Annotated in this window: 24 protein-coding genes and 1 riboswitch; of the genes, 12 read left to right on the top strand and 12 right to left on the bottom strand. The window is 63.9% G+C overall.

Translation table 11 applies throughout. From position 1 onward, the window contains the following. Positions 1-100 precede the first annotated feature (100 nt). A complete protein-coding gene (locus tag NCR37_RS27365; RefSeq protein WP_250475935.1) occupies positions 101-328 on the top strand; it encodes a hypothetical protein in 228 nt (75 codons plus the stop codon). Positions 329-364: 36 nt separating this feature from the next. On the opposite strand, the gene NCR37_RS27360 is transcribed toward NCR37_RS27365, so the two are convergent. The 3 genes from NCR37_RS27360 to NCR37_RS27350 all read right to left on the bottom strand — a co-directional run bounded on the left by NCR37_RS27360 (position 365) and on the right by NCR37_RS27350 (position 1,724). Then, complete coding sequence (locus NCR37_RS27360) at positions 365-598, bottom strand: DUF2934 domain-containing protein (protein WP_250475934.1); 234 nt, start codon at positions 596-598, stop codon at positions 365-367. Positions 599-706: 108 nt separating this feature from the next. Then, positions 707-1,195 (bottom strand): hypothetical protein, encoded by a 489-nt coding sequence (locus tag NCR37_RS27355; RefSeq protein ID WP_250475932.1) that lies wholly within the window; start codon positions 1,193-1,195, stop codon positions 707-709. A 52-nt stretch (positions 1,196-1,247) separates the two neighbouring features. Next, the gene (locus NCR37_RS27350) at positions 1,248-1,724 is read right to left on the bottom strand and encodes a DUF2244 domain-containing protein (RefSeq protein WP_250475931.1); all 477 of its coding nucleotides are present in this window, start codon (positions 1,722-1,724) and stop codon (positions 1,248-1,250) included. Positions 1,725-1,870: 146 nt separating this feature from the next. Here NCR37_RS27350 and NCR37_RS27345 point away from each other — a divergent pair, with 146 nt between their 5' ends. Then, positions 1,871-2,206 (top strand): hypothetical protein, encoded by a 336-nt coding sequence (locus tag NCR37_RS27345; protein WP_250475930.1) that lies wholly within the window; start codon positions 1,871-1,873, stop codon positions 2,204-2,206. 7 nt (positions 2,207-2,213) lie between these two features. Here NCR37_RS27345 and NCR37_RS27340 read toward each other — a convergent pair whose 3' ends face one another. Beyond that, positions 2,214-2,801, bottom strand: a complete 588-nt coding sequence (locus tag NCR37_RS27340; protein ID WP_250475929.1) for a TetR/AcrR family transcriptional regulator — start codon at positions 2,799-2,801, stop codon at positions 2,214-2,216. A 143-nt stretch (positions 2,802-2,944) separates the two neighbouring features. Here NCR37_RS27340 and NCR37_RS28460 point away from each other — a divergent pair, with 143 nt between their 5' ends. Then, positions 2,945-3,361: a rubredoxin gene (locus tag NCR37_RS28460; protein WP_284507039.1), complete on the top strand. Its 417-nt coding sequence runs from the start codon at positions 2,945-2,947 to the stop codon at positions 3,359-3,361. Positions 3,362-3,377: 16 nt separating this feature from the next. On the opposite strand, the gene NCR37_RS27330 is transcribed toward NCR37_RS28460, so the two are convergent. Continuing rightward, on the bottom strand, positions 3,378-3,806 hold the full coding sequence (locus NCR37_RS27330) for a diacylglycerol kinase (protein WP_250475928.1): 429 nt from the start codon (positions 3,804-3,806) through the stop codon (positions 3,378-3,380). 204 nt (positions 3,807-4,010) lie between these two features. After that, positions 4,011-4,511 (bottom strand): 6,7-dimethyl-8-ribityllumazine synthase, encoded by a 501-nt coding sequence (locus NCR37_RS27325; RefSeq protein WP_250475927.1) that lies wholly within the window; start codon positions 4,509-4,511, stop codon positions 4,011-4,013. Positions 4,512-4,581: 70 nt separating this feature from the next. Next, a riboswitch (FMN riboswitch) is annotated at positions 4,582-4,748 on the bottom strand. 167 nt (positions 4,749-4,915) lie between these two features. Here NCR37_RS27325 and NCR37_RS27320 point away from each other — a divergent pair. After that, the gene (locus tag NCR37_RS27320; protein WP_250475926.1) at positions 4,916-5,374 is read left to right on the top strand and encodes a MarR family winged helix-turn-helix transcriptional regulator; all 459 of its coding nucleotides are present in this window, start codon (positions 4,916-4,918) and stop codon (positions 5,372-5,374) included. Positions 5,375-5,405: 31 nt separating this feature from the next. After that, on the top strand, positions 5,406-6,338 hold the full coding sequence (locus tag NCR37_RS27315; RefSeq protein ID WP_250475925.1) for a LysR family transcriptional regulator: 933 nt from the start codon (positions 5,406-5,408) through the stop codon (positions 6,336-6,338). Positions 6,339-6,342: 4 nt separating this feature from the next. Here NCR37_RS27315 and NCR37_RS27310 read toward each other — a convergent pair whose 3' ends face one another. Beyond that, positions 6,343-6,579 carry a tautomerase family protein gene (locus NCR37_RS27310; RefSeq protein WP_250475924.1) on the bottom strand — a complete coding sequence of 79 codons (237 nt, stop codon included), beginning with the start codon at positions 6,577-6,579 and terminating at the stop codon, positions 6,343-6,345. 24 nt (positions 6,580-6,603) lie between these two features. Then, positions 6,604-7,311, bottom strand: coding sequence for an SDR family NAD(P)-dependent oxidoreductase (locus NCR37_RS27305; protein ID WP_250475923.1), 708 nt, complete (start codon positions 7,309-7,311; stop codon positions 6,604-6,606). Between the two features lie 277 nt (positions 7,312-7,588). Here NCR37_RS27305 and NCR37_RS27300 point away from each other — a divergent pair, with 277 nt between their 5' ends. Beyond that, positions 7,589-8,005, top strand: a complete 417-nt coding sequence (locus NCR37_RS27300; protein ID WP_250475922.1) for an organic hydroperoxide resistance protein — start codon at positions 7,589-7,591, stop codon at positions 8,003-8,005. 21 nt (positions 8,006-8,026) lie between these two features. Here NCR37_RS27300 and NCR37_RS27295 read toward each other — a convergent pair whose 3' ends face one another. Together NCR37_RS27295 and NCR37_RS27290 are read right to left on the bottom strand one after the other, a co-directional pair. After that, positions 8,027-8,422 carry a GNAT family N-acetyltransferase gene (locus NCR37_RS27295; RefSeq protein ID WP_250475921.1) on the bottom strand — a complete coding sequence of 132 codons (396 nt, stop codon included), beginning with the start codon at positions 8,420-8,422 and terminating at the stop codon, positions 8,027-8,029. 83 nt (positions 8,423-8,505) lie between these two features. Then, positions 8,506-9,480, bottom strand: a complete 975-nt coding sequence (locus NCR37_RS27290; protein ID WP_250475920.1) for a LysR family transcriptional regulator — start codon at positions 9,478-9,480, stop codon at positions 8,506-8,508. 164 nt (positions 9,481-9,644) lie between these two features. Here NCR37_RS27290 and NCR37_RS27285 point away from each other — a divergent pair, with 164 nt between their 5' ends. The 5 genes from NCR37_RS27285 (at position 9,645) to NCR37_RS27265 (ending at position 15,787) form a co-directional block, all read left to right on the top strand. Beyond that, the gene (locus NCR37_RS27285; protein WP_250475919.1) at positions 9,645-11,219 is read left to right on the top strand and encodes a UxaA family hydrolase; all 1,575 of its coding nucleotides are present in this window, start codon (positions 9,645-9,647) and stop codon (positions 11,217-11,219) included. A gap of 58 nt (positions 11,220-11,277) precedes the next feature. After that, positions 11,278-12,201: a dihydrodipicolinate synthase family protein gene (locus NCR37_RS27280; protein ID WP_250475918.1), complete on the top strand. Its 924-nt coding sequence runs from the start codon at positions 11,278-11,280 to the stop codon at positions 12,199-12,201. 67 nt (positions 12,202-12,268) lie between these two features. Continuing rightward, on the top strand, positions 12,269-13,573 hold the full coding sequence (locus tag NCR37_RS27275; protein ID WP_250475917.1) for an MFS transporter: 1,305 nt from the start codon (positions 12,269-12,271) through the stop codon (positions 13,571-13,573). Positions 13,574-13,598: 25 nt separating this feature from the next. After that, a complete protein-coding gene (locus NCR37_RS27270) occupies positions 13,599-14,834 on the top strand; it encodes an alpha-hydroxy acid oxidase (RefSeq protein WP_250475916.1) in 1,236 nt (411 codons plus the stop codon). Positions 14,835-14,860: 26 nt separating this feature from the next. Next, positions 14,861-15,787 carry an NAD(P)-dependent oxidoreductase gene (locus NCR37_RS27265; RefSeq protein ID WP_250475915.1) on the top strand — a complete coding sequence of 309 codons (927 nt, stop codon included), beginning with the start codon at positions 14,861-14,863 and terminating at the stop codon, positions 15,785-15,787. A gap of 11 nt (positions 15,788-15,798) precedes the next feature. Here the strand turns inward: NCR37_RS27265 and NCR37_RS27260 are convergent, their stop codons facing one another. Together NCR37_RS27260 and NCR37_RS27255 are read right to left on the bottom strand one after the other, a co-directional pair. Continuing rightward, positions 15,799-16,734, bottom strand: a complete 936-nt coding sequence (locus NCR37_RS27260) for a GGDEF domain-containing protein (protein ID WP_250475914.1) — start codon at positions 16,732-16,734, stop codon at positions 15,799-15,801. Positions 16,735-16,888: 154 nt separating this feature from the next. Then, complete coding sequence (locus NCR37_RS27255) at positions 16,889-17,269, bottom strand: hypothetical protein (protein WP_250475912.1); 381 nt, start codon at positions 17,267-17,269, stop codon at positions 16,889-16,891. A 290-nt stretch (positions 17,270-17,559) separates the two neighbouring features. Here NCR37_RS27255 and hpnI point away from each other — a divergent pair, with 290 nt between their 5' ends. After that, positions 17,560-18,798, top strand: a complete 1,239-nt coding sequence (gene hpnI, locus NCR37_RS27250) for a bacteriohopanetetrol glucosamine biosynthesis glycosyltransferase HpnI (protein ID WP_250475911.1) — start codon at positions 17,560-17,562, stop codon at positions 18,796-18,798. Positions 18,799-18,800 lie beyond the last annotated feature (2 nt).

Genomic DNA, 18,800 nt, shown 5'->3' with positions numbered 1-18,800 from the left:
CGCATTATCCGATTTTCGTCTTGAACGTGCGAGCGCCGCGCGCGGCACGCTACATGCTGTGCCCTCCTTCAAACATCACACCCACACGCGGAGGCACACCATGGAATTCGAGTATCGTTCATGCAAGATTCACACGTCGGCGAGCATCGAGGACGGAAGCATCGTCGGCAATGCGCGTATCTATATGCCGCCGGCGAACGAAGGCGACGACATCGAATCGCACGACATGGACTTCCATCTCGCCTTCGTCGATGAAAACGAGGCGATCGCCTTCGCACGCGAACGCGCGATGGCGTGGGTCGACGAACACGAGGCGCTTGCGCTCTGAACGAACGCACGCAGCCTGTGATGCCCGCCGTCGTGCTCACGAGGGCGGCTTGCTCTTGCCCTTCGAATTGACCGAGCGTTCGCGAGCCGCATCCGGATTGTCTGCGTTCAGCTGCTCGCGCGCGCGGTGATAGTACTCGTCGGCCCGGCCGGCTTGCCGGCCTTCGGCCTCCCACATGTAATAGGCCAGCGTGCGAATGCGCTGTTCGAGGGCTTCACGCGTCATCGCGTCGCGTGCATCGTCGTCCTCGTGGTCCGGTGTGCTCGACATTCTCTCGTCCTGTGAAGTGGGCGCGCTGCGCGCAGTTCGATTCTAGGGCCGCCACGCCCGCCTTGGAAGTTGTCCACTGCATTCGCCGTGCCGGCGCGAGCCGCGAACCTAATGCTGCGCTTCGAGCGCGCCCGGAATCAGCACCCTGCCGGCGTAGTTGAGCGCGGCATCGAGCGGTTCGATACCGCTGAACGACATGTCCGCATAGTCGAGCCTGCGATAGAACGCGGTTTCCATCAGTTCCCCTTTCGTGCGTCGATAAAAGATGCGCCCCGCGAGATACAACTGTGGCTCCCCGGGCGCGGGGGCGTGCGCGGGAATGGCGCCGCCGAAGGTCGTGCGCGTATCGCCGTGGAACCAGGCCCACCACTCGGCGCTGGCGTCGAGCAGCGTGCCCTTCGTGATGACGGAGGTGACCGTATAGCCCCAGCCCGCTCTCGGCAGCGCATGCCGTGCGTCGCGATACGTTCGCTTTAGTTCGAACAGGCTGCGTACGATTTCGATGCGCGCGTCGCTCCGGTTTGCTACGGCCAGCGTCACGCGGCCGGGCTTTCCCGGGGCCGCGGTCGCCTTCAATAAAACGAGGGAGGTGTCCATGATGCTCGACTGCAAATTCGGTGAGTCCGGGTGCTTGGTGATGGCTAGGTGACTAGTGAGCCAGTGCGTTCATCTCGCAGCGCGCGACCTGCTGAAAGTCGGCGAGAAAGCGGAGACGGCCGCTCTGCGTCGCGAACCGTCCGAGTTCCAGCGTCTCACCGGCGAAGCGCAGCGACAATCGCGTGCGCGCGCCTGTCTGCGCGACGAGAAGCACCGCCCAGCGCGCATCGATTCGCCGCGTATGCGTGTCGCGCCCGCGCGCCGATTCGATGACGAGCGTGTGGCCCTGCAAGGTCACGATGTCGCCGTCCAGCGCGTGTCTTGCGTGCCGGAAGAAGCAGGACCAGATGACGCCCGCGTGCAGGAGTGCTAACCCGTAGAACACGACGCTGCCGTTGAGCGCGTGCATCGCGGTTGCGAAGGCGAGCGGGATGATCGAGAGGCTCGCGCAGACGCTCGCGAGGCACGCCGGAGAACAAGACGCGCGCCGCGCGAGCGACCATTGCTTCGGGGACGGATAGGCGAGCATGAGGACTCCTGCTTCACGTTGCGATGTCGGCGTGGCGAAAGAGCAATCCACAGTCCCGCGGCGAAGCCGCTCTGACCGGCTCTGCCTGGCGGAGGGGCATGTGGATTGCATCGTCTGCATTAACCTCGATGAAGAAAGGAGTCGCCATGCACGCAACGACACGCAACATCATCCTGGGCTCGATGCTCGTAATAGCCGGCGACGTTCATGCGGCCGGCGGAGGACTCGGCTGCGGCGGAGGCGGCTGCGTGAACAACGGACAGGGCGGCAGCACGTCGGGCGGCGCGGGTACGCCGGCAGGACAATCGGCGGATGCGTCCGGTACGCAGCGGTCGTCCAACGTGTCGCCGGGCACGGTGTCGAAGGGCGGCCAGGGAAGCGGCATGAGCCGCGACATGGGCGGCGCGATGACCTCCGGCGCGCAAAGCGGCAAGCCCTCGCCCGTGACGAAGCACGATGCCGGTGGTTCGCAGGGATGGTGAGCGCGGATCAACCGGACTCGCGCAGCGTGCCGAACAGACCTCGCAGGGCAGTGCGCAACAAATCGCCCGATGTGGGCTTGCTGACGAAGCTCATCGCGGGCGCATAGGTCAGCTCGAACACGAGCGCGCCGAGCACTTCGGGCTTGACGTCGAGCTCGGGATCGAACTCAAGCAGCACCTCGCCGAGCGCCTTCCACTGCGCGCGCAGCACCTTCTCCTGCGACTTGCGGAAGGTGTCCGCGGGCTTCGTCGCGCGCGAGTATTCGAGGATCAGCATCGGCCAGTTGCCAAGCCGCGAACTGCGCGTGGCCCACGCCGCGATACGGTCGATGGCCTTTTCGATGCTGTGCGCGCCCTGTAAATCGGCCAGTATCTGATCGAGACTTACGCGCCCGTGCTCTTCCAGCACGCCGAGAAAGAGCTCGTCCTTTCCCGCGAAATTCGAATAGACCGCGCCCTTGCTGAAACCGGCTTCGTCGGCGATGCGGTCGAGCGAGGCGGCCAAGTAGCCATCGCGGGCAAAGTGCTCTTTCGCCACCGACAGTAACCGCTGCCGCGTGAGCGCCTGAGTTTCCTCGCGCGAAAGCCTTGCCATGTTCGAATCCTCTCGATGTCAAATTTGCCAACGTCCGATGCTAGCAAGTAAGGGCAGCGACGGAAAGCATCCGTGTTAGCATTCGGATACTCTACGGTATCTGAATTCCGGCAAGTATGCGAATAAACACGAGGGCCGAAGGCATGTACAAGAAGGGCGCCGCGCTCGAATTGCAGTTCTCATCGGCGCGGCTGAACAACGGTGCAGGCGATCCGCTCTGGATCGATCTGACTGCGCAGGAAGCCGTGCGGCTGCACGCCGAACTCGGCGCGTTCCTGGCGAAAGGCATCGATGCGCAGGCGGGTCCGCTCATCGTCTCGCTCGACGAAGACGTGCAGGGCGAATCCCGCGAATCGGATGGCCGGCCCGTCGCGCACGAATCGGCGGCGTCCAAGTTCACCCAATGGGTCTGCCTGATATGCGGATGGATTTACGACGAAGCCGCGGGCGATCCCGAGCACGGCATTCCAGCGGGTACGCGCTGGCGCGACGTGCCGGATGACTGGCGCTGTCCACTCTGCGACGTCGGCAAAGACGACTTCGCGCTCGTCGAGTTCTGATACCTGTACGGCCGCTTTACGTGAGCGTGCGCGCCCAATGCCACGCCATCGGCCCGCAGATGATGCCCCACGTCAGCACGCAGATAAGGATCGCGACAGTGACAGCCGCGCTGCCGCAATCCTTCGCCCGACGCGAGAGTTCATGACGTTCAAGCGAAATGCGATCGATGGCCGCCTCGATGCTCGAGTTGATCAGTTCGACCAGCAACACAAGCAGCACCGACGCCGCCAGCAGCACGCGCTCGGCCGCAGCCACAGGCACGATGAACGCGACTGGCAGCAGGACGACGGCCACGCAAACCTCCTGGCGAAACGCGCTTTCCTCGCGCCAGGTCACGACCAGGCCGTTCCACGAGTGCCGCAGCGCGAACAGGCCGCGCAATAGGCCGCTGCGCTTGTGCCGCGCGGAGTCCGTCCACGGAGAGGGTGAGTTGCGTCGGGCCATCAGGTTTAAGCGAAGAGAAGCGTGCGCGAAGGGCTTGTGGGATTAGCTGCGTTCGATCGACCAATTACGCCCGCGTGACAAGAATATAGCTTCGGAAAGCAAGCAACCTCTGCTTACGCCGTCTCGATGCAACTAACGGTCTTCCGATGCCACATCCGCAAAGCGGTCACGGTCGAGCGCCCATGACCGCGACTTCGCTGAGGCTTACAGAACCGGCAGCGCGCTGAGCTTGCCAATGGTATCCGCGCACGCATGCGCGGCTTCTCTTCCTTTCACCAGGAAATGATCGCGGAAGAAGCCGACGTGCTCCTCGCCGTGATGGAAATGATGCGGCGTAAGCACGGCGGAAAACACGGGCGTGCCCGTTTCGAGCTGCACCTGCATCAACCCGTTAATCACGGCCTGCGCGACGAATTCGTGCCGGTAGATGCCGCCATCGACCACCAATCCCGCCGCCACGATGCCCGCATAACGCCCGCTCTGCGCGAGCCGCTTTGCGTGCAGCGGGATCTCGAACGCGCCGGCGACTTCGAAGAGATCGATGTCGTCGCGCGCATAGCCCTGTTCTTCGATCGCCTGGAGAAAGGACGTCTTGCACTGATCGACGATATCGCGATGCCAGCAAGCCTGAACGAACGCAATGCGAGGACGGCGAGCGCCCGCAGCCTGTACTGCCTGTGATTCGTTGAAAATGGATGTGTTCATGGACTTCAGCCTGTTTGTGTGAACAGGGCGAAGGGCGGCCGCGCGCCTCCCGAAAAAGGCGCGCGCACCGTCCTGTTCTCTTTCATCCGGACTATACCGTCGGCCCCGGAATCCAACCGGGTCTGCCGACATCGCCCCATGCCATCTTTCGATGATTCGGGCCGAGCAGCTCGCGGGCTACGTCCGCATGGGACGATTACCGCCGGTGGGGAATTGCACCCCGCCCCGAGAACGTGTCCTTCGTGTGATCGAAGAACGGAGGTACGGTATCACGAGACAAAGCCGCTGCGCAGGATTCCCCGTCTCGTTCGAGGTTAATGCGGGATCAATGCGAGATTCGACGGAAGCGATTCCATCGCGCGCGATCTATAATGCCCTATCTAAGTCTCGCCCCGGAGAGCATCATGAAATCGACGGAACCGTCGTCTTGCGCACCGTCGTTGTCTGACTTTCTGTGCTTTGCCGTGTACTCGGCGAATCTCGCGTTCGGCAAGGCGTACAAGCCCATTCTCGAAGAACTCGGCCTGACCTACACGCAATACATCACCATCATCGCGCTCTGGGAAGAAGACGATCAGACCGTCGGAAGGCTCGGCGAGAAGCTCTTTCTCGAATCCAACACACTGACGCCGATCCTGAAGAAGCTCGAAGCGATGGGCTACGTCCAAAGACAACGCGACCCCGCCGACGAGCGCCAGGTGCGCGTGAGCCTGACGAGGGAAGGCCGCCGACTGCGCGAAAAGGGCGGCAAAATGGATCTCGTCGCGGCCACCGGTCTCAAGGCCGCCGAATTCGTGAAGGTGCAGAAGGCGATCGTCACGCTGCGCGAGAACCTCATCCGCTCGGTCAACGAAACGGCCTGACGTACGGCGGCGCCAACCCGAAAGAGCACGCATGCAACGAAGGTTCGACGACTTGCTGCTCGGCAGTATCGAGCTCTTCTGCCTCGCTGCCGAGCTGGAGAGCTTCACGCTCGCCGCGAATGCCGCGAGCGTGAATCCGGCCGCGGTGAGCCGGTCGGTCGCGCGGCTCGAAGAGCGCCTCGGCGTACGGCTTTTCGTGCGCACGACACGGCAAATTCGTCTGACCGATTCGGGCCGGCGCTACTACGAACGGTGTCGGCAAGCGCTCGGCGAACTGGTCGACGCCGAACGCGAAGTGACCGGTCAGCAAACTACGCCTGCGGGCGTGCTGCGCATCAGCATGCCGACGCCGTACGGGCATTACCGCGTGTTGCCGCTTCTGCCTGCGTTTCGCGAGCGCTATCCGGATGTCAGCGTCGAGACGCATCTTAGCAACCGCAACATCGAGTTTGCGGAAGACGGCTTCGATCTCGCGATACGCGGCCGTGCGCCGGAAGATTCCTCGCTCATTGCCCGCAAGCTCGAAGACGCGGAGATGGTCGTCGTCGCGACGCCCGCGTATCTGAAGCGCAAGGGCGCGCCCGAGTCGCCCGACGACCTTGCAACGCACGAGTGCATTCAGTTCGAGCGGCCGAGCAGCGGGCGCAATATCTCCTGGACATTTCGCGATGCATCGGGCGACACCGATATCGTCACGCGAGGCGCCTATGGCTCGTCGGGAGACGCGCTCGCGGGCGTCACGCTTGCGCGAGCGGGCGCGGGCCTCTTTCAGACTTACCGCTTCATCGTCGAAGAGGACCTGCGCGCGGGACGTCTTATCGAAGTGCTGTCCGGCTACCGCACCACGCGTCCGTTCATCCTGCTCTATCCGCACGCGCGGCACTTGTCGTCGCGCGTCAGGGTGTTCGTCGACTTTCTCTTCGAACACCTGCCGCGCGCATGCGCCGATCGAGCGGCGCAGTGAAGCGTCAACCGGCCTTGTCCGCGAGCTTCTTGCGGTAGTCCTGCACCGGTAGTCCGCCCCAGCCCCAGTTCTCCAGCTCGACTTCCTCTATCACGACGAACGTCGCTTCGAGCGGCTTGTGCAACACGTCGAGCAATAGCTGGCTCGCGCCCGCGATCAGCCGCGCCTTTTCGTCGGCGGTAATCGCATTCGCGCCGGGCTGCGTCCCTTCGCGCGTGACCTGAATGGTGACGATAGGCATATCAGACTCCCGTGAAATGGCTACTCAATGCCCCGCGCTCTGGCCGCCATCGACGTGCAGAATTTCGCCCGTGACGAACGGGGCATCGTCGAGAAAGAGGATTGCATTGACGACATCGCTCATCTCGCCCATGCGGCCGACCGGATGCAGCGCCGACAACGCGGCGTGCGTCTGCTCGGGGTGCATCGGCGATTTGATCACGCCGGGCGATACCGCGTTCACCCGCACGCCCGAACGAGCGTACTCGATGGCGAGCGATTTCGTCGCCGCGTTCAGGCCGCCTTTCGTGAGCGAAGCGAGCACCGAGGGCACGCCGCTGATCGGGTGATCGACGAGACTCGTCGTCACAGTGACGATATGCCCGCTGCCTGCTTGCTGCATGTGCGCGATGACGCGCTGCGTGATGTGAAAGAAGCCGTCCACGTTCACGCGCTGGATCGCTGCGTAGTCCTTCGCCGTGTACTGCGTGAACGGCTTGGCTATGAATATGCCCGCGTTGTTGACCAGCGTGTCGATGCGCCCGAATCGTTCGATGGCGGTCGCGACGATGCGCTCGGCCGTGCCGGCATCGGCGATATCGCCTCCGATCGTGATGAGATTTTCGTCGGCTGATTCGCCGATGGAACGCGAAGTCGCAATGACACGATGGCCGCGTTCGCGGAAAGCCTTCACGGTCTGGGCGCCAATGCCTTGCGACGCGCCGGTGACGATGACCACTTTGCTTGCATTCATGATGAGCCTCTGTTGGTGGGAGTGTCGGCTGTCTTGCCGTTCGAATCGACGGATCCGATGGAGGCTCACTGTAGGCGCGCGCCGCCGCGCCGCGAACACCCACGACGGACAAACACTATTGCGTATCGGGAACAAGAGGAACAGGAGGAACAAGAGGCGGCTATTGCCGGCTTACGCAAAAGCAATTGACACCGCCGAAACCATCAAGCAGTATGGCGCAACCGATTAGATCGCATGCGATCTAAACCGCGGCCTTCCATTCATTGAGGAAAACATCATGTCCAAGATCGAAAAGGTGCTGTACACGGCAAAGACGCACACATCCGGCGGGCGCGACGGCACGGCGCGCAGCTCCGACGGCCGCCTGGATATCGACTTGTCGTCGCCCGGCAGCGCGGGCAAGGGCACCAACCCGGAGCAACTCTTTGCGGCGGGCTGGTCTGCGTGCTTCATCGGCGCAATGGGGCTCGCGGCGCGCAAGTTGAAGGTGACGCTGCCGCCTGACTTGTCCGTGGACGCGGAAGTGGATCTCGGCACGACAGGCGACGCCTACTTGCTCGGCGCGCGCCTGAATGTGAGCCTGCCCGGCGTGCAACCCGACGTGGCGCGCGCGCTCGTCGATGCCGCTCACGAAACCTGCCCGTATTCGAAAGCGACGCGCGGCAACATCGAAGTCGAAATCAATCTCGTCTAAGCGAGGCGCGTAGGTAGCGCACTAATCAGCCTTGACGCCGATGGTTTTCTTGAAGCAGCAGGCGTCGGGCTGATGAACGTAGATGCCGTAGCGGCCCGTCGGCGTGAAGCCGTTACGTTGATAGAAGGCAATGGCGCGCCGGTTGAATGAGCGCGTTTCGAGCAGCAGCGTGTGATAGCCGACCGCGGCCGCATCCGCTTCGAGCTGCGACAAAATCGCTTTGCCCACGCCGCACGTATTCGGCCGGCTGTAAATCCGCTTGAGTTCGGCCACCCCGTAATCGAAGCGCTGGAACGCGCCGCATCCGAGGGCGAGGCCCTGCGTTGTCCGTGCGACGACGAATGCACCGCGCGCCGAACACGCATCCTCCGGAGAAAAGCGGCTCTGCCCGCTGTCGCCGGAGAACACGGCGAGCATGGCGCTCAGTTCGTCGAGCAGGGCCTGCGCTTCCAGCGACCACGGGTCTTCGCGTCGGACAAGAATGGCTGTCTCAAAGGGCGTCACGGCGGGGGCTCCTCGGCTTCTCTACAGTGGCCCGAACGAGCCGAGCAAACCCCGGTCCCGCCGTCGTATGAGGCGTTCGAAACGCGCGTTCGGCTAGTCAGCAGCGCGATGAACCGTTCCGCCATCGGGGAGAGCACGCCGGTCTTGCGCGTCACGATGCCATACGTCTGCGAAGGCGAGCGCAACGTCACCGGAAGAATGCGCAGCATCTTGTGCTGCGCGAAGAAGTTGGCGATATCGGTGGGCAGCACGGACACGAGGTCCTTGCTCTGGTTGAGCAGCGCGACCGTGACGAACGTGGATGCCGTCGAGATGGTGTTGGCGGGCATGGCCACGCCCGCGAGGTCCATCTCGCGTTCCAGCAGTTCCCGCAATGGCATCTGGCTCGGGTACGTGACCCAGCGGCAATGCGCGAGATCGCGCATCTCCATGTGGCTGCGCGACTTCGTCGCGTGCCGGTAGCCGACCACCACCGAGAGCGGCTCGTCCGCGAGCTTCCAGTAGCGATATTTCGAAGGCTGTTCACTGACCGCCGATCTGCCGATCACGAGGTCGAGAACGCCTTCGTCGAGTTGCAGCAGCATGCGCGCGCTCGTGTCCTCGACGATTTCCACGGACACATGCGGCTGGTCCGCGTGCAAGGCATCGAGCGCGGGCACGACGACAGCCGGAATCGCGCCCATGATCGCGCCGATGGCAAGACGTCCGCCGCGCCCCGACTGAATCTCCGCAATGTCCTCACACAGAAGCGTCAAATCCGTGGTCAGCAGCCGCGCGTATTGAATCACGCGATGCCCGTACTGATTCGGCAGCATGCCGCTCGCCGAGCGCTCGAAGAGGGGCGTGTCGAATAGCGCCTCCAGTTCGTGCAACGCCTTGCTCGCGGCCGACTGCGTGACGGCCAGCACCGCCGCGGCCTTGTGCAGCGACTTGTGTTCGTCGAGCGCAATCAGCAATTGAAGCTGTTTCATTCTGAGTCTCGACAGCAGCATCTGGACCGTGTTCATCGGCGAGTCGCGGGGCAAGTAGGAGAAGTGATCGGGGGATGGAAACAATTCAATATACATGCCGCGTCCGGCAACCGTATAGTCGGTCTCGGAGACGACACTCGAGAAACCCGTAACGGGTTCACATCATGCAGAACGCAAGCCAGAACATCACTGGCCGGCTCGACGAAGCCCGGCCGCGATCCCCCGTTATTCGCCTGCACCGTGACGACGACGTAGTCATCGCGCGAGAGCAACTGGTCGGCGGGGCGCGCCTCCCCGACGAAGGCATCACCGTATCCGGACTCATTCCGCCGGGCCACAAGATCGCGACGCGCGCCATCAATGAAGGCGAAGCGGTGCGGCGCTACGGCCAGATCATCGGCTTCGCGAGCCGTGCCATTGCGCCGGGCGAACACGTTCACACGCATAACGTCGCGATGGGCGAATTCGATCGCGACTACGCATTCAGCGCAAGCGCCCGCGCCACGCAGCACGCGCAGACGCCCGCCACGTTCGACGGCATCGTGCGTCCGGACGGGCGCGTGGCGACGCGCAATTACATCGGCATTCTCACCTCGGTCAACTGCTCGGCGACCGTCGCCCGCGCGATTGCCGACCACTTTCGCCGCGACACGAACCCCGAGAGCCTCGCAGCGTATCCGAACGTGGACGGCGTCGTCGCGTTGACGCACGGCGCGGGCTGCGCGGTGGACCCCGAAGGCGAAGGGCTCGCGATGCTCCAGCGAACGCTCGGCGGCTATGCGACGCACGCGAACTTCGCGGGCGTCCTCGTGATCGGGCTCGGTTGCGAGACCAACCAGATTTCGCGCATTCTGGAGACGCAGGGCCTCAGCGAAGCGCCGTTTCTGCAGACGTTCAGTATTCAGGAAACCGGCGGCACCGCGAAGACGGTCGCGCACGGCATCGAGGTGGTGAAGGGCATGCTGGCTTCCGCGAACCGCGTGGAGCGCCAGCCGGTGCCGGCATCGCACCTGATCGTCGGACTGCAATGCGGCGGCTCGGATGGCTATTCGGGCATCTCCGCGAATCCCGCGCTCGGCGCAGCCGTGGACTTGCTCGTGGCGCACGGCGGCACGGCGATTCTCTCCGAAACGCCCGAGATCTACGGCGCGGAGCATCTGCTCACGCGCCGCGCGATCAATCGCGAGGTCGGCGAGCAGCTCGTCGCGCGCATCCACTGGTGGGAAGACTATTGCGCGCGCAACCGCGCCGCGATGAACAACAATCCGTCGGCGGGCAACAAGGCCGGCGGCTTGACGACCGTGCTCGAAAAGTCGCTCGGCGGCATCGCGAAGGCGGGCAATACGAATCTCGTCGAAGTCTACGAATACGCACAACGCGTCGACGCAAAGGGCCTTGTGTTCATGGACACGCCCGGCTACGACCCGATCTCCGCGACAGGGCAGGTCGCAGGCGGCGCGAACCTCATCTGCTTCACGACGGGACGCGGCTCGGCCTACGGCTGCGCGCCGTCGCCTTCGCTCAAGATCGCGACGAACGACGCGCTCTGGAACCGCCAGCAGGAAGACATGGACCTGAACTGCGGCCCGATCCTGAGCGGCGAGAAGAGCATCGAGGAAATGGGCGAAGCCCTCTTCAAGCTGATGCTCGACACGGCATCGGGCGAGCGCACCCGCAGCGAGAATCACGGCTACGGCCAGAACGAATTCGTGCCCTGGCAAATCGGCGCGATCACCTGAAGGCGCATGGAAGTCCGGTACATCCGGTACTCAACCCTTAACCATCGCATTCCTAACTATGAACAATACGACCTCATACCGCGGTGTCTTTCCCGTTGTTCCTACGATTTTCGACGAGTCGGGACAACTCGATCTCGAAGGTCAGAAGCGTTGCGTCGATTTCATGATCGATGCCGGTTCCAACGGCCTGTGCATTCTGGCCAACTTCTCCGAGCAGTTCGCTTTGTCCGATGACGAGCGCGACACGGTGATGCGCGTTGTGCTGGAGCATGTGGCCGGCCGCGTGCCGGTGATCGTCACGACGACGCATTTCAGCACCGACGTTTGCGCGCGCCGCAGCCGCGCTGCGCAGGATGCGGGCGCGGCGATGGTCATGATCATGCCGCCGTATCACGGCGCGACCATCCGCGTGACCGAAAAGGGCATCTTCGAGTTCTTCGGCAAGGTGTCGGATGCGATCGGCATTCCGATCATGATTCAGGACGCGCCGGTGGCGGGCACGCCGCTGTCCGCGCCGTTTCTCGCACGCATGGCGCGCGAGATCGAGAACGTCGCGTACTTCAAGATCGAAACGGCGCAGGCAGCCTCGAAGCTGCGCGAGCTGATCGAACTCGGCGGCGACAGCGTCGTGGGTCCGTGGGACGGCGAAGAAGCCATCACGCTGATGCCCGACCTCGAAGCGGGCGCGACCGGCTCGATGACAGGCGGCGGCTATCCGGACGGCATCCGCAAGATCGTCGATGCGTACGTGAGCGGCGACAAGGAACAGGCGGCATTGCTGTATCAGCAGTGGCTTCCGCTCATCAACTACGAGAACCGCCAGTGCGGACTCGCGGCCTGCAAGGTCTTGATGAAGGAAGGCGGCGTGATCGGCTCCGACGCGGTGCGTCACCCGTTTGCGTCCGTGCATCCGAAGACGCGCGAAGGCTTGCTCGAAGTCGCGCGCCGGCTCGATCCGCTGGTGCTGCGCTGGGGCCACTGAAGCATTCACGCAAGACGAGCGAGCGATTCCGCTCGCCTGAAATATAAGACTGGTTAGGAGACGGACAATGGATGTGTCCAGCAGTAGTCGTGTGCAAGCCGTGAAGATGACGAATGTGCGGTGGAGGATTTTCCTTCTGCTGCTGACGCTCGTGTCCATCAACTACATCGACCGTGCGGCGCTTTCGGTCGCGATGCCCGCCATCTCGCAGGAGTTCAGCCTGACGCCGGAACGGCAGGGTCTCATCCTGAGCTCCTTTTTCTGGACGTATCTGTTCATGCAGGTCCCGTCGGGCATGCTGGCGGACCGCCTGAAGCCGCGCGCGCTGATCGCGGTCGCCACCGTCGGCTGGGGCTTTTTTCAGGCGCTCGGCGCGCTCAGTACCGGCTGGTTCCTGCTGCTGTTGACGCGCCTCGGCCTCGGCGTGACGGAAGCGCCGATCTATCCGGGCGGCGGCAAGCTGAATGCGCTGTGGCTCACGCAGAACGAAAAGACGCGCGGCGCGGCGCTGCTGGATGGCGGCAGCGCGCTCGGTTCGGGCGTCGGCGCAATCGTCGTGGCAACGCTGATGACGGTGCTCGGCTCCTGGCGCGCAGCCTTCGTGGTCGCGGGCGTCGGCACGATACTGTGCGGCGTGTGGGCGTGGTGGTATATCCGCAATACGCCGCGCGAGCATCCGTCGATCAGCGAGGAAGAGGCCGCGTACATCGAGCGCGCGCACGCCGAGGAAGACGCGAACGAGCCGAAGGTCGCGGCGGGCGGATCGCTGTTTCGCTTCTTCGCGTACCGGTCCGTGTGGGGCATGTGCCTGAGCCATACCTGCACCAACCTGATTTTCTTCGGGCTGATGACCTGGCTGCCGACGTATCTCTTCAAGGTCCACGGCTTCGATCTGAAGTCGCTGGGTGGCGCGACGTTCCTGATCTTCTTCTGCGGCTTCGTGGGCGAAGTGCTTGGCGGTCAGCTCGCCGACAAGTGGAAGGCGTCGGGCGCGGGCGCGAACGTCGTGTATCGCTCGATGATGATTATCGGCGCGGCGGCCGTCGCGTTGTCGATGCTCGGCGTCGCCTTCGTGAAGACACCGTTCCTGGTCGTGACGCTGCTGTGCGTCGCGCTGTTCTTCCTGCGCTGGAACGGCGGCTGCAACTGGGCGACGCCCGCGATGCTCGCGACGCGTGCGCGCACCGGCACGCTCAACGGCATCATGAACTTCGTGGGCAATATCGCGGGCATCTTCGTGCCGATCTTCATCGGCTATATCGTGCAGACGACGGGCTCGTATTTCCTCGCGTTGATGTTCTTCGTTGCGGTGGCCGTGTTCCAGGTGCTGTCGGTACTCAACATCAACTATCAACGCAAGCTGCCGGTATAACCGGGAATGAAGCAGGAGAGCAGTAGTGCAACGTCGTCTTTATACGGGTAACGATCCGCGCCGCGCGCACAGCATCGAGGAGCTTCGCGGCATGGCGCAGCGGCGCGTGCCCAACTTCTGTTTCGAGTACGTGGAAGGCGGCGCGGAAGAGGAAGCCACGCTGCTGCGCAATCGCTCGGTGTTCGCGGATATCGCTTTCAGGCCGCGTTCACTGGTGGATGTATCGAAGCGGGACATCGGAATCGATCTCTTCGGGCGACGCAGCGCTGCGCCGTTCATGATCGGGCCGACGGGTTTCAGCGGTCTGCTCTCGCGCGAAGGCGATATCGCGCTTGCAAGCGCGGCTGCCGCCGCAGGCATTCCATTCATTCTCAGCAATGCCTCGACGGTGCCGCTCGAACGCGTGGTGGCCAGTGCAGGCGGGCGCGTGTGGATGCAGGTGTACATGTATCGCACGCGGGACTTCGTCGCGAAGCTGGCCGAACGCGCGAAGCATGCGCAAGTCGAGGCGCTCGTCGTCACCACCGACAGCGCGATCTATGGCAAGCGTGAATGGGACCTGCGCAACTACGCGCGTCCGCTGAAGCTCGATCTGCGCAATACGCTCGACGTGCTCGCGCATCCGCGCTGGATGATGGATGTGCTGTGGCCCGGCGGCATGCCGAAGTTCGCGAATCTCGGCGATCTGCTGCCGCCGGGGCAGGACAGCGTGCGCGGCGCGGCCTCGGCGCTCGCGAAGGAACTCGATCCTTCGCTGTCGTGGAACGATATCCGCTGGCTGCGTGATCGCTGGCCGGGGCGGCTCATCATCAAGGGTCTCATTCATCCGGAAGACGCGGCGCGCGCCGTGTCGGTGGGCGCGGACGGCATCGTGCTCTCGAATCACGGCGGGCGGCAACTCGACGGATCGGTGGCGGCGCTGGAAGTGCTGCCCGAAGTCGTCGCCGAAGTGAACGGGCGTCTTGCCGTGATGCTCGATGGCGGCTTCCGGCGCGGCTCCGACATCGTGAAGGCGATGGCGCTCGGCGCGGATGCGGTACTCCTCGGTCGCGCGACGACGTGGGGCCTCGCGGCGGGCGGTCGCGCGGGCGTGGACCGCGCCATCGAAATATTGAAGACGGAAGTGGATCGCGTCATCGGTCTACTGGGTTGCAAGAGCATGGACGAACTGGATACGCGCTATCTGCAATGGACCCGGCGCAACGCAGAGCCGATGCAGGCACGCGCGCCGCAACCGATCCAGGAAGCTGTCACCCTCTGAGCGTAACGTCAATGGACACGAACAACATGAGCCTGAACGAAACGGCATCTGCGGCGCGCATCGAACGCGTCGGCATGATCGGACTGGGACTGATGGGCAGCGCCATCGCCTCACAGGTGATGAAGAAAGGATTCAAGCTCTCGGTGGTCGGGCACCGCAGCCGTCAGGCGCTCGAAGAACTGGTCGCGCAGGGCGCGACCGAACTCGGCAGCGCCGCCGAGCTCGCGCGCAACGTCGATGTGGTGATCGTATGCGTCACGGGCACGCCCCACGTGCGTGATGCCGTGTTTCGCGAAGATGGCCTGCTTGCGGGCGCGCACGACGGTCTGATCGTGATCGACAGCACGACGGCCGATGCCGACTTCGCCGCCGAAGCGGCCAGCGCATTCGGCGAGAAGGGCGCGGCGTTCCTCGATGCGCCCGTGAACCGCACGCCGAAGGAAGCGCGCGAGGGCCGGCTCAACGTGCTGGTAGGCGGTGATGCAGCGGTGCTCGATCGCGTGCGGCCGCTCCTGGCTGCGTACGGGGAGACGGTGCATCATCTGGGCGCGCACGGATCGGGCTATCGCGCGAAGCTCATTCACAACTTCATTGCGCAGGCGAACGGCGCGATTCTCGCTGAAGCGTTCGGCACGGCCGCGAAAGCGCAGTTGAACCTCCATGAGTTCGCGGCGGTGTGCCGTCTGAGCGGCGCGCATAGCAAGACTTTCGACCGCATCATTCCGTATCTGCTCGAAGGCGACGACAGCGGACAACAGTTCGCAATCCGAAATGCCGCAAAGGACATGCGCTCGTATAGTCAGCTTGCGGCTTCGTACTCATCGACCGCCATTCTGGCCGAAGCCGTGCGCCAGATCTACGTGCTGGGCATCAACCTCGGCCACGGCGACGAATACGTGCCGCATATGTTCGATGTCGTGTCCGAGTTGAACGGCATGAAACAAAACGGCTGACAGGCTGCGGCCTACTCGTCGAAGCCGCTTTCGGCGAGCAGGTCCACCACGCCGTGATGAAGCGCCGGATCGAACTGCGTCTGCCGCGCGTTGAAGCCGATCGCGTAGCCGCGATGCACGCGCGCTTCCCGCTGACGCAGCGCGTGGCGCAGCCGCTCGATCAGTTCGTCGGTGTCTTCGGCGCTCGTGTCGGTGAGCAGCACGGCGAACTTGTCTCCGCTCAGTCGCGCGATTACGTCGCTTTCGGCGAGCACATCGCGCAGCACGTCGGAGAAGGTCTGCAACGCGCGGTCTCCTTCGGCGTGCCCGTAGGTATCGTTGATCTCGCGGAACCCGTCGAGGTCGATCAAAAGCAGCGTCGCGGCGCGCGAAAGCCGCTCGCAGACATTCAGCGAATGCTGCGCGAGCATCTCGAAGCCGCGCCGGTTGGACAGCAACGTAAGTTCGTCGATGGTCGCGAGTTGCAGCGCGGCCATTTCCTGTTCCGCCATGCGGCCGAGGTCGCGCAAGAGCCGGCGGTCTTCCTCGCCGAATGCGCGCGGCTGCTGGTCGATGAGACACAGCGTGCCGAGCTTCGCGCCATTGGGCAGGCTCAGCGGATACCCCGCATAAAAGCGGATGAACGGCGGGCCGATGACGAGCGGATTGTCGTCGAAGCGCGCGTCGGCGCGGGCATCGGGCACGATCAACACGTCGCTGCCGCCGATGGCATGTGCGCAGAACGAAACATCGCGCGACGTTTGACGCGTCTTGAGGCCAGTGCATGACTTAAACCACTGGCGATTCTCGTCGACAAGACTCACCAGTGCGATGGGCACGTCGAACAGGCGCTTGGCGAGCCGCGTCAAACGGTCGAAGCGCTCTTCCGGCGCGGTATCGAGGATATTCAGTGCGCGGAGCGCGGCGATGCGCTCGTTTTCGTTCGCAGGCTTAATAGGGACAAGCATCGGTGTCGGCAACGGCTTGCGGATGCCCGGTCGGGCGGGAGAACTTCAGACTATTCTACCCGCTGGCGGCTCTCTATTGAGACCCCGATGAAGCGAAGATGCGTTGCGCCAGCGCGGCGCGAACCGCGCTGGCCCAAAGCTTAGAAGCGCGTCCTTACCATCCGCCGCGTGATCCGCCGCCGCCGGGCGAAGGCGTGTTCTGCGGACTCGTCACGCCGGAGGACATGTTGCGCGTCGCACCCGGCGGCTGCATGCCGCCCTGGCCCGGCGCAGCGTTCATGGTGCCGTCGTTCGCGCCGCCGATGCCGCCGCCGCGCGCCATGCCGGCGCCGTTGCTCGGCCCCGACGTGTTCGCGCCGGTCGCGCCGGACAGTCCGTTGACGCCGTTCGTCCCCGTGCCCGCACCGCTCGTTCCGCCCACGGCGCCGCCCGCCGCGCCGCCGATCATGCCGCCACCCGCGCCGGCCGCGCCGGCCACATTAACGCCGGCTGACAGTGCGATCAGGAGCGCAGTCACTGCAAGTCTCGATTTCATTTCGGATCTCCCACTGGATGCATACGGGAGCATTGCGTGCAAGCGTCGTGCCGCGTCCAGGCATGCGAACCGTTCGTCTGGTATCGGTCACATGCAGCCGCTGTTACTTAAGCATTGCATAAGGTTGAGCCACGCACTATATCCCGGGGAGCCTGCCGATTTCACTCAGACGAAAAGCGTCCCGGTGAAGCCGCTCGGGCGGTGCCGAGTTCAACCACGCCTACCGGTCATTCAATGGTCACAGCCGCCATGCGACGATCCGTACTTCGCTCAATGCGGCCGAGACACGCATGACAGCGCATCTCATTCCCGCATGGATGTGGCTGATCATCGGCCTGTGTTGCGCGGCGACGTGTCATGCGGCGCTCGCTGCGCTTCTGCATGGCGGCCGGCGCACCGCAGTGCCTTTGCGAAGCGACGATTCCACGACCGCCGATCACGTCGTGCCGGTCAGTATCCTGAAGCCGCTGTGCGGCGCGGAACCACGTCTGTACGCGAACCTTCAAACGTTTTGCGCGCAAACTCATCCCTCATATCAACTTCTTTTTGGCGTCGCGCGCGCGTCCGATGCCGCGGCGAGTGTCGTGCGGCGACTCGCGCGGGCGTATCCCGAGCGCGACATCGAACTCGTCATCGACGCAACGGCGCATGGCAGCAACCGCAAGGTCGCGAATCTCATCAATCTGTCGCGACACGCGAAGCATGATGTGATCGTGATCGCGGACAGCGATATCGCTGTGGAACCGGACTACCTGATGCGCGTGACCGTGCCGCTCGCCGATCCTGGCGTGGGCGTCGTGACCTGCCTCTATCGGGCGCGCTGCGTCGGAGGCATCTGGGCGAGACTCGGCGGCCTCTTTATCGACGAATGGTTCGCGCCGTCCGTGTATGTCGCCAACGCGCTCGGCTACGGACGCTTCGGCTTCGGCGCGACGCTCGCGCTGACACGCGAGACGCTTCGGAAGATAGGCGGCCTCGAAGCCTTGCGCGACTGCCTTGCCGACGATTTCTGGCTCGCCGAGCGCGCGCGCGTCATCGGCTTGCGCACGGTGCTGTCCGATGTCGTCGTCACGACCGATGTCATCGAAGACGATCTGTCTTCGTTGTGGCGGCGCGAGACGCGCTGGCTGCGCACCATCCGTTCGATCAATCCCTTGGGTTTCGCTTTCTTGTGCATTACGTTTGCATCGCCCTGGCTTCTGACGAGCGCGATTCTCGGGATCTCTTTCGACACGAGCGGCACGGACCTCGCGCAATCCACTGCTGATGCTATCGTCGATATCAGCACGTCGCTCGGTATCAGCGCGCGCCTCTTGCTGCACTCGCGCAGCGCGCGGTCGTGGCGCGCGTTCTGGCGCGACCTGCCGCTCATTCCACTGCGCGACGCGCTGATGTGGCTCGCCTGGTTCGCTGCGCTGTTCGGTTCGAGCGTGATGTGGCGCGGCGTGCGCGTGCCGCTCGATGCGTCGGCCGCAAAGCGCGATGCGTACGAGACCAGCTCGTCCGACAGCCCATACGACCCGTCATGAAT

This window comes from Caballeronia sp. GAFFF1 (assembly GCF_023630705.1).
Taxonomy (GTDB): Bacteria; Pseudomonadota; Gammaproteobacteria; order Burkholderiales; family Burkholderiaceae; genus Caballeronia.
The sequence above is the reverse complement of the archived record's forward strand: the minus strand, read 5'-3'. Positions and strand labels throughout refer to the sequence as shown.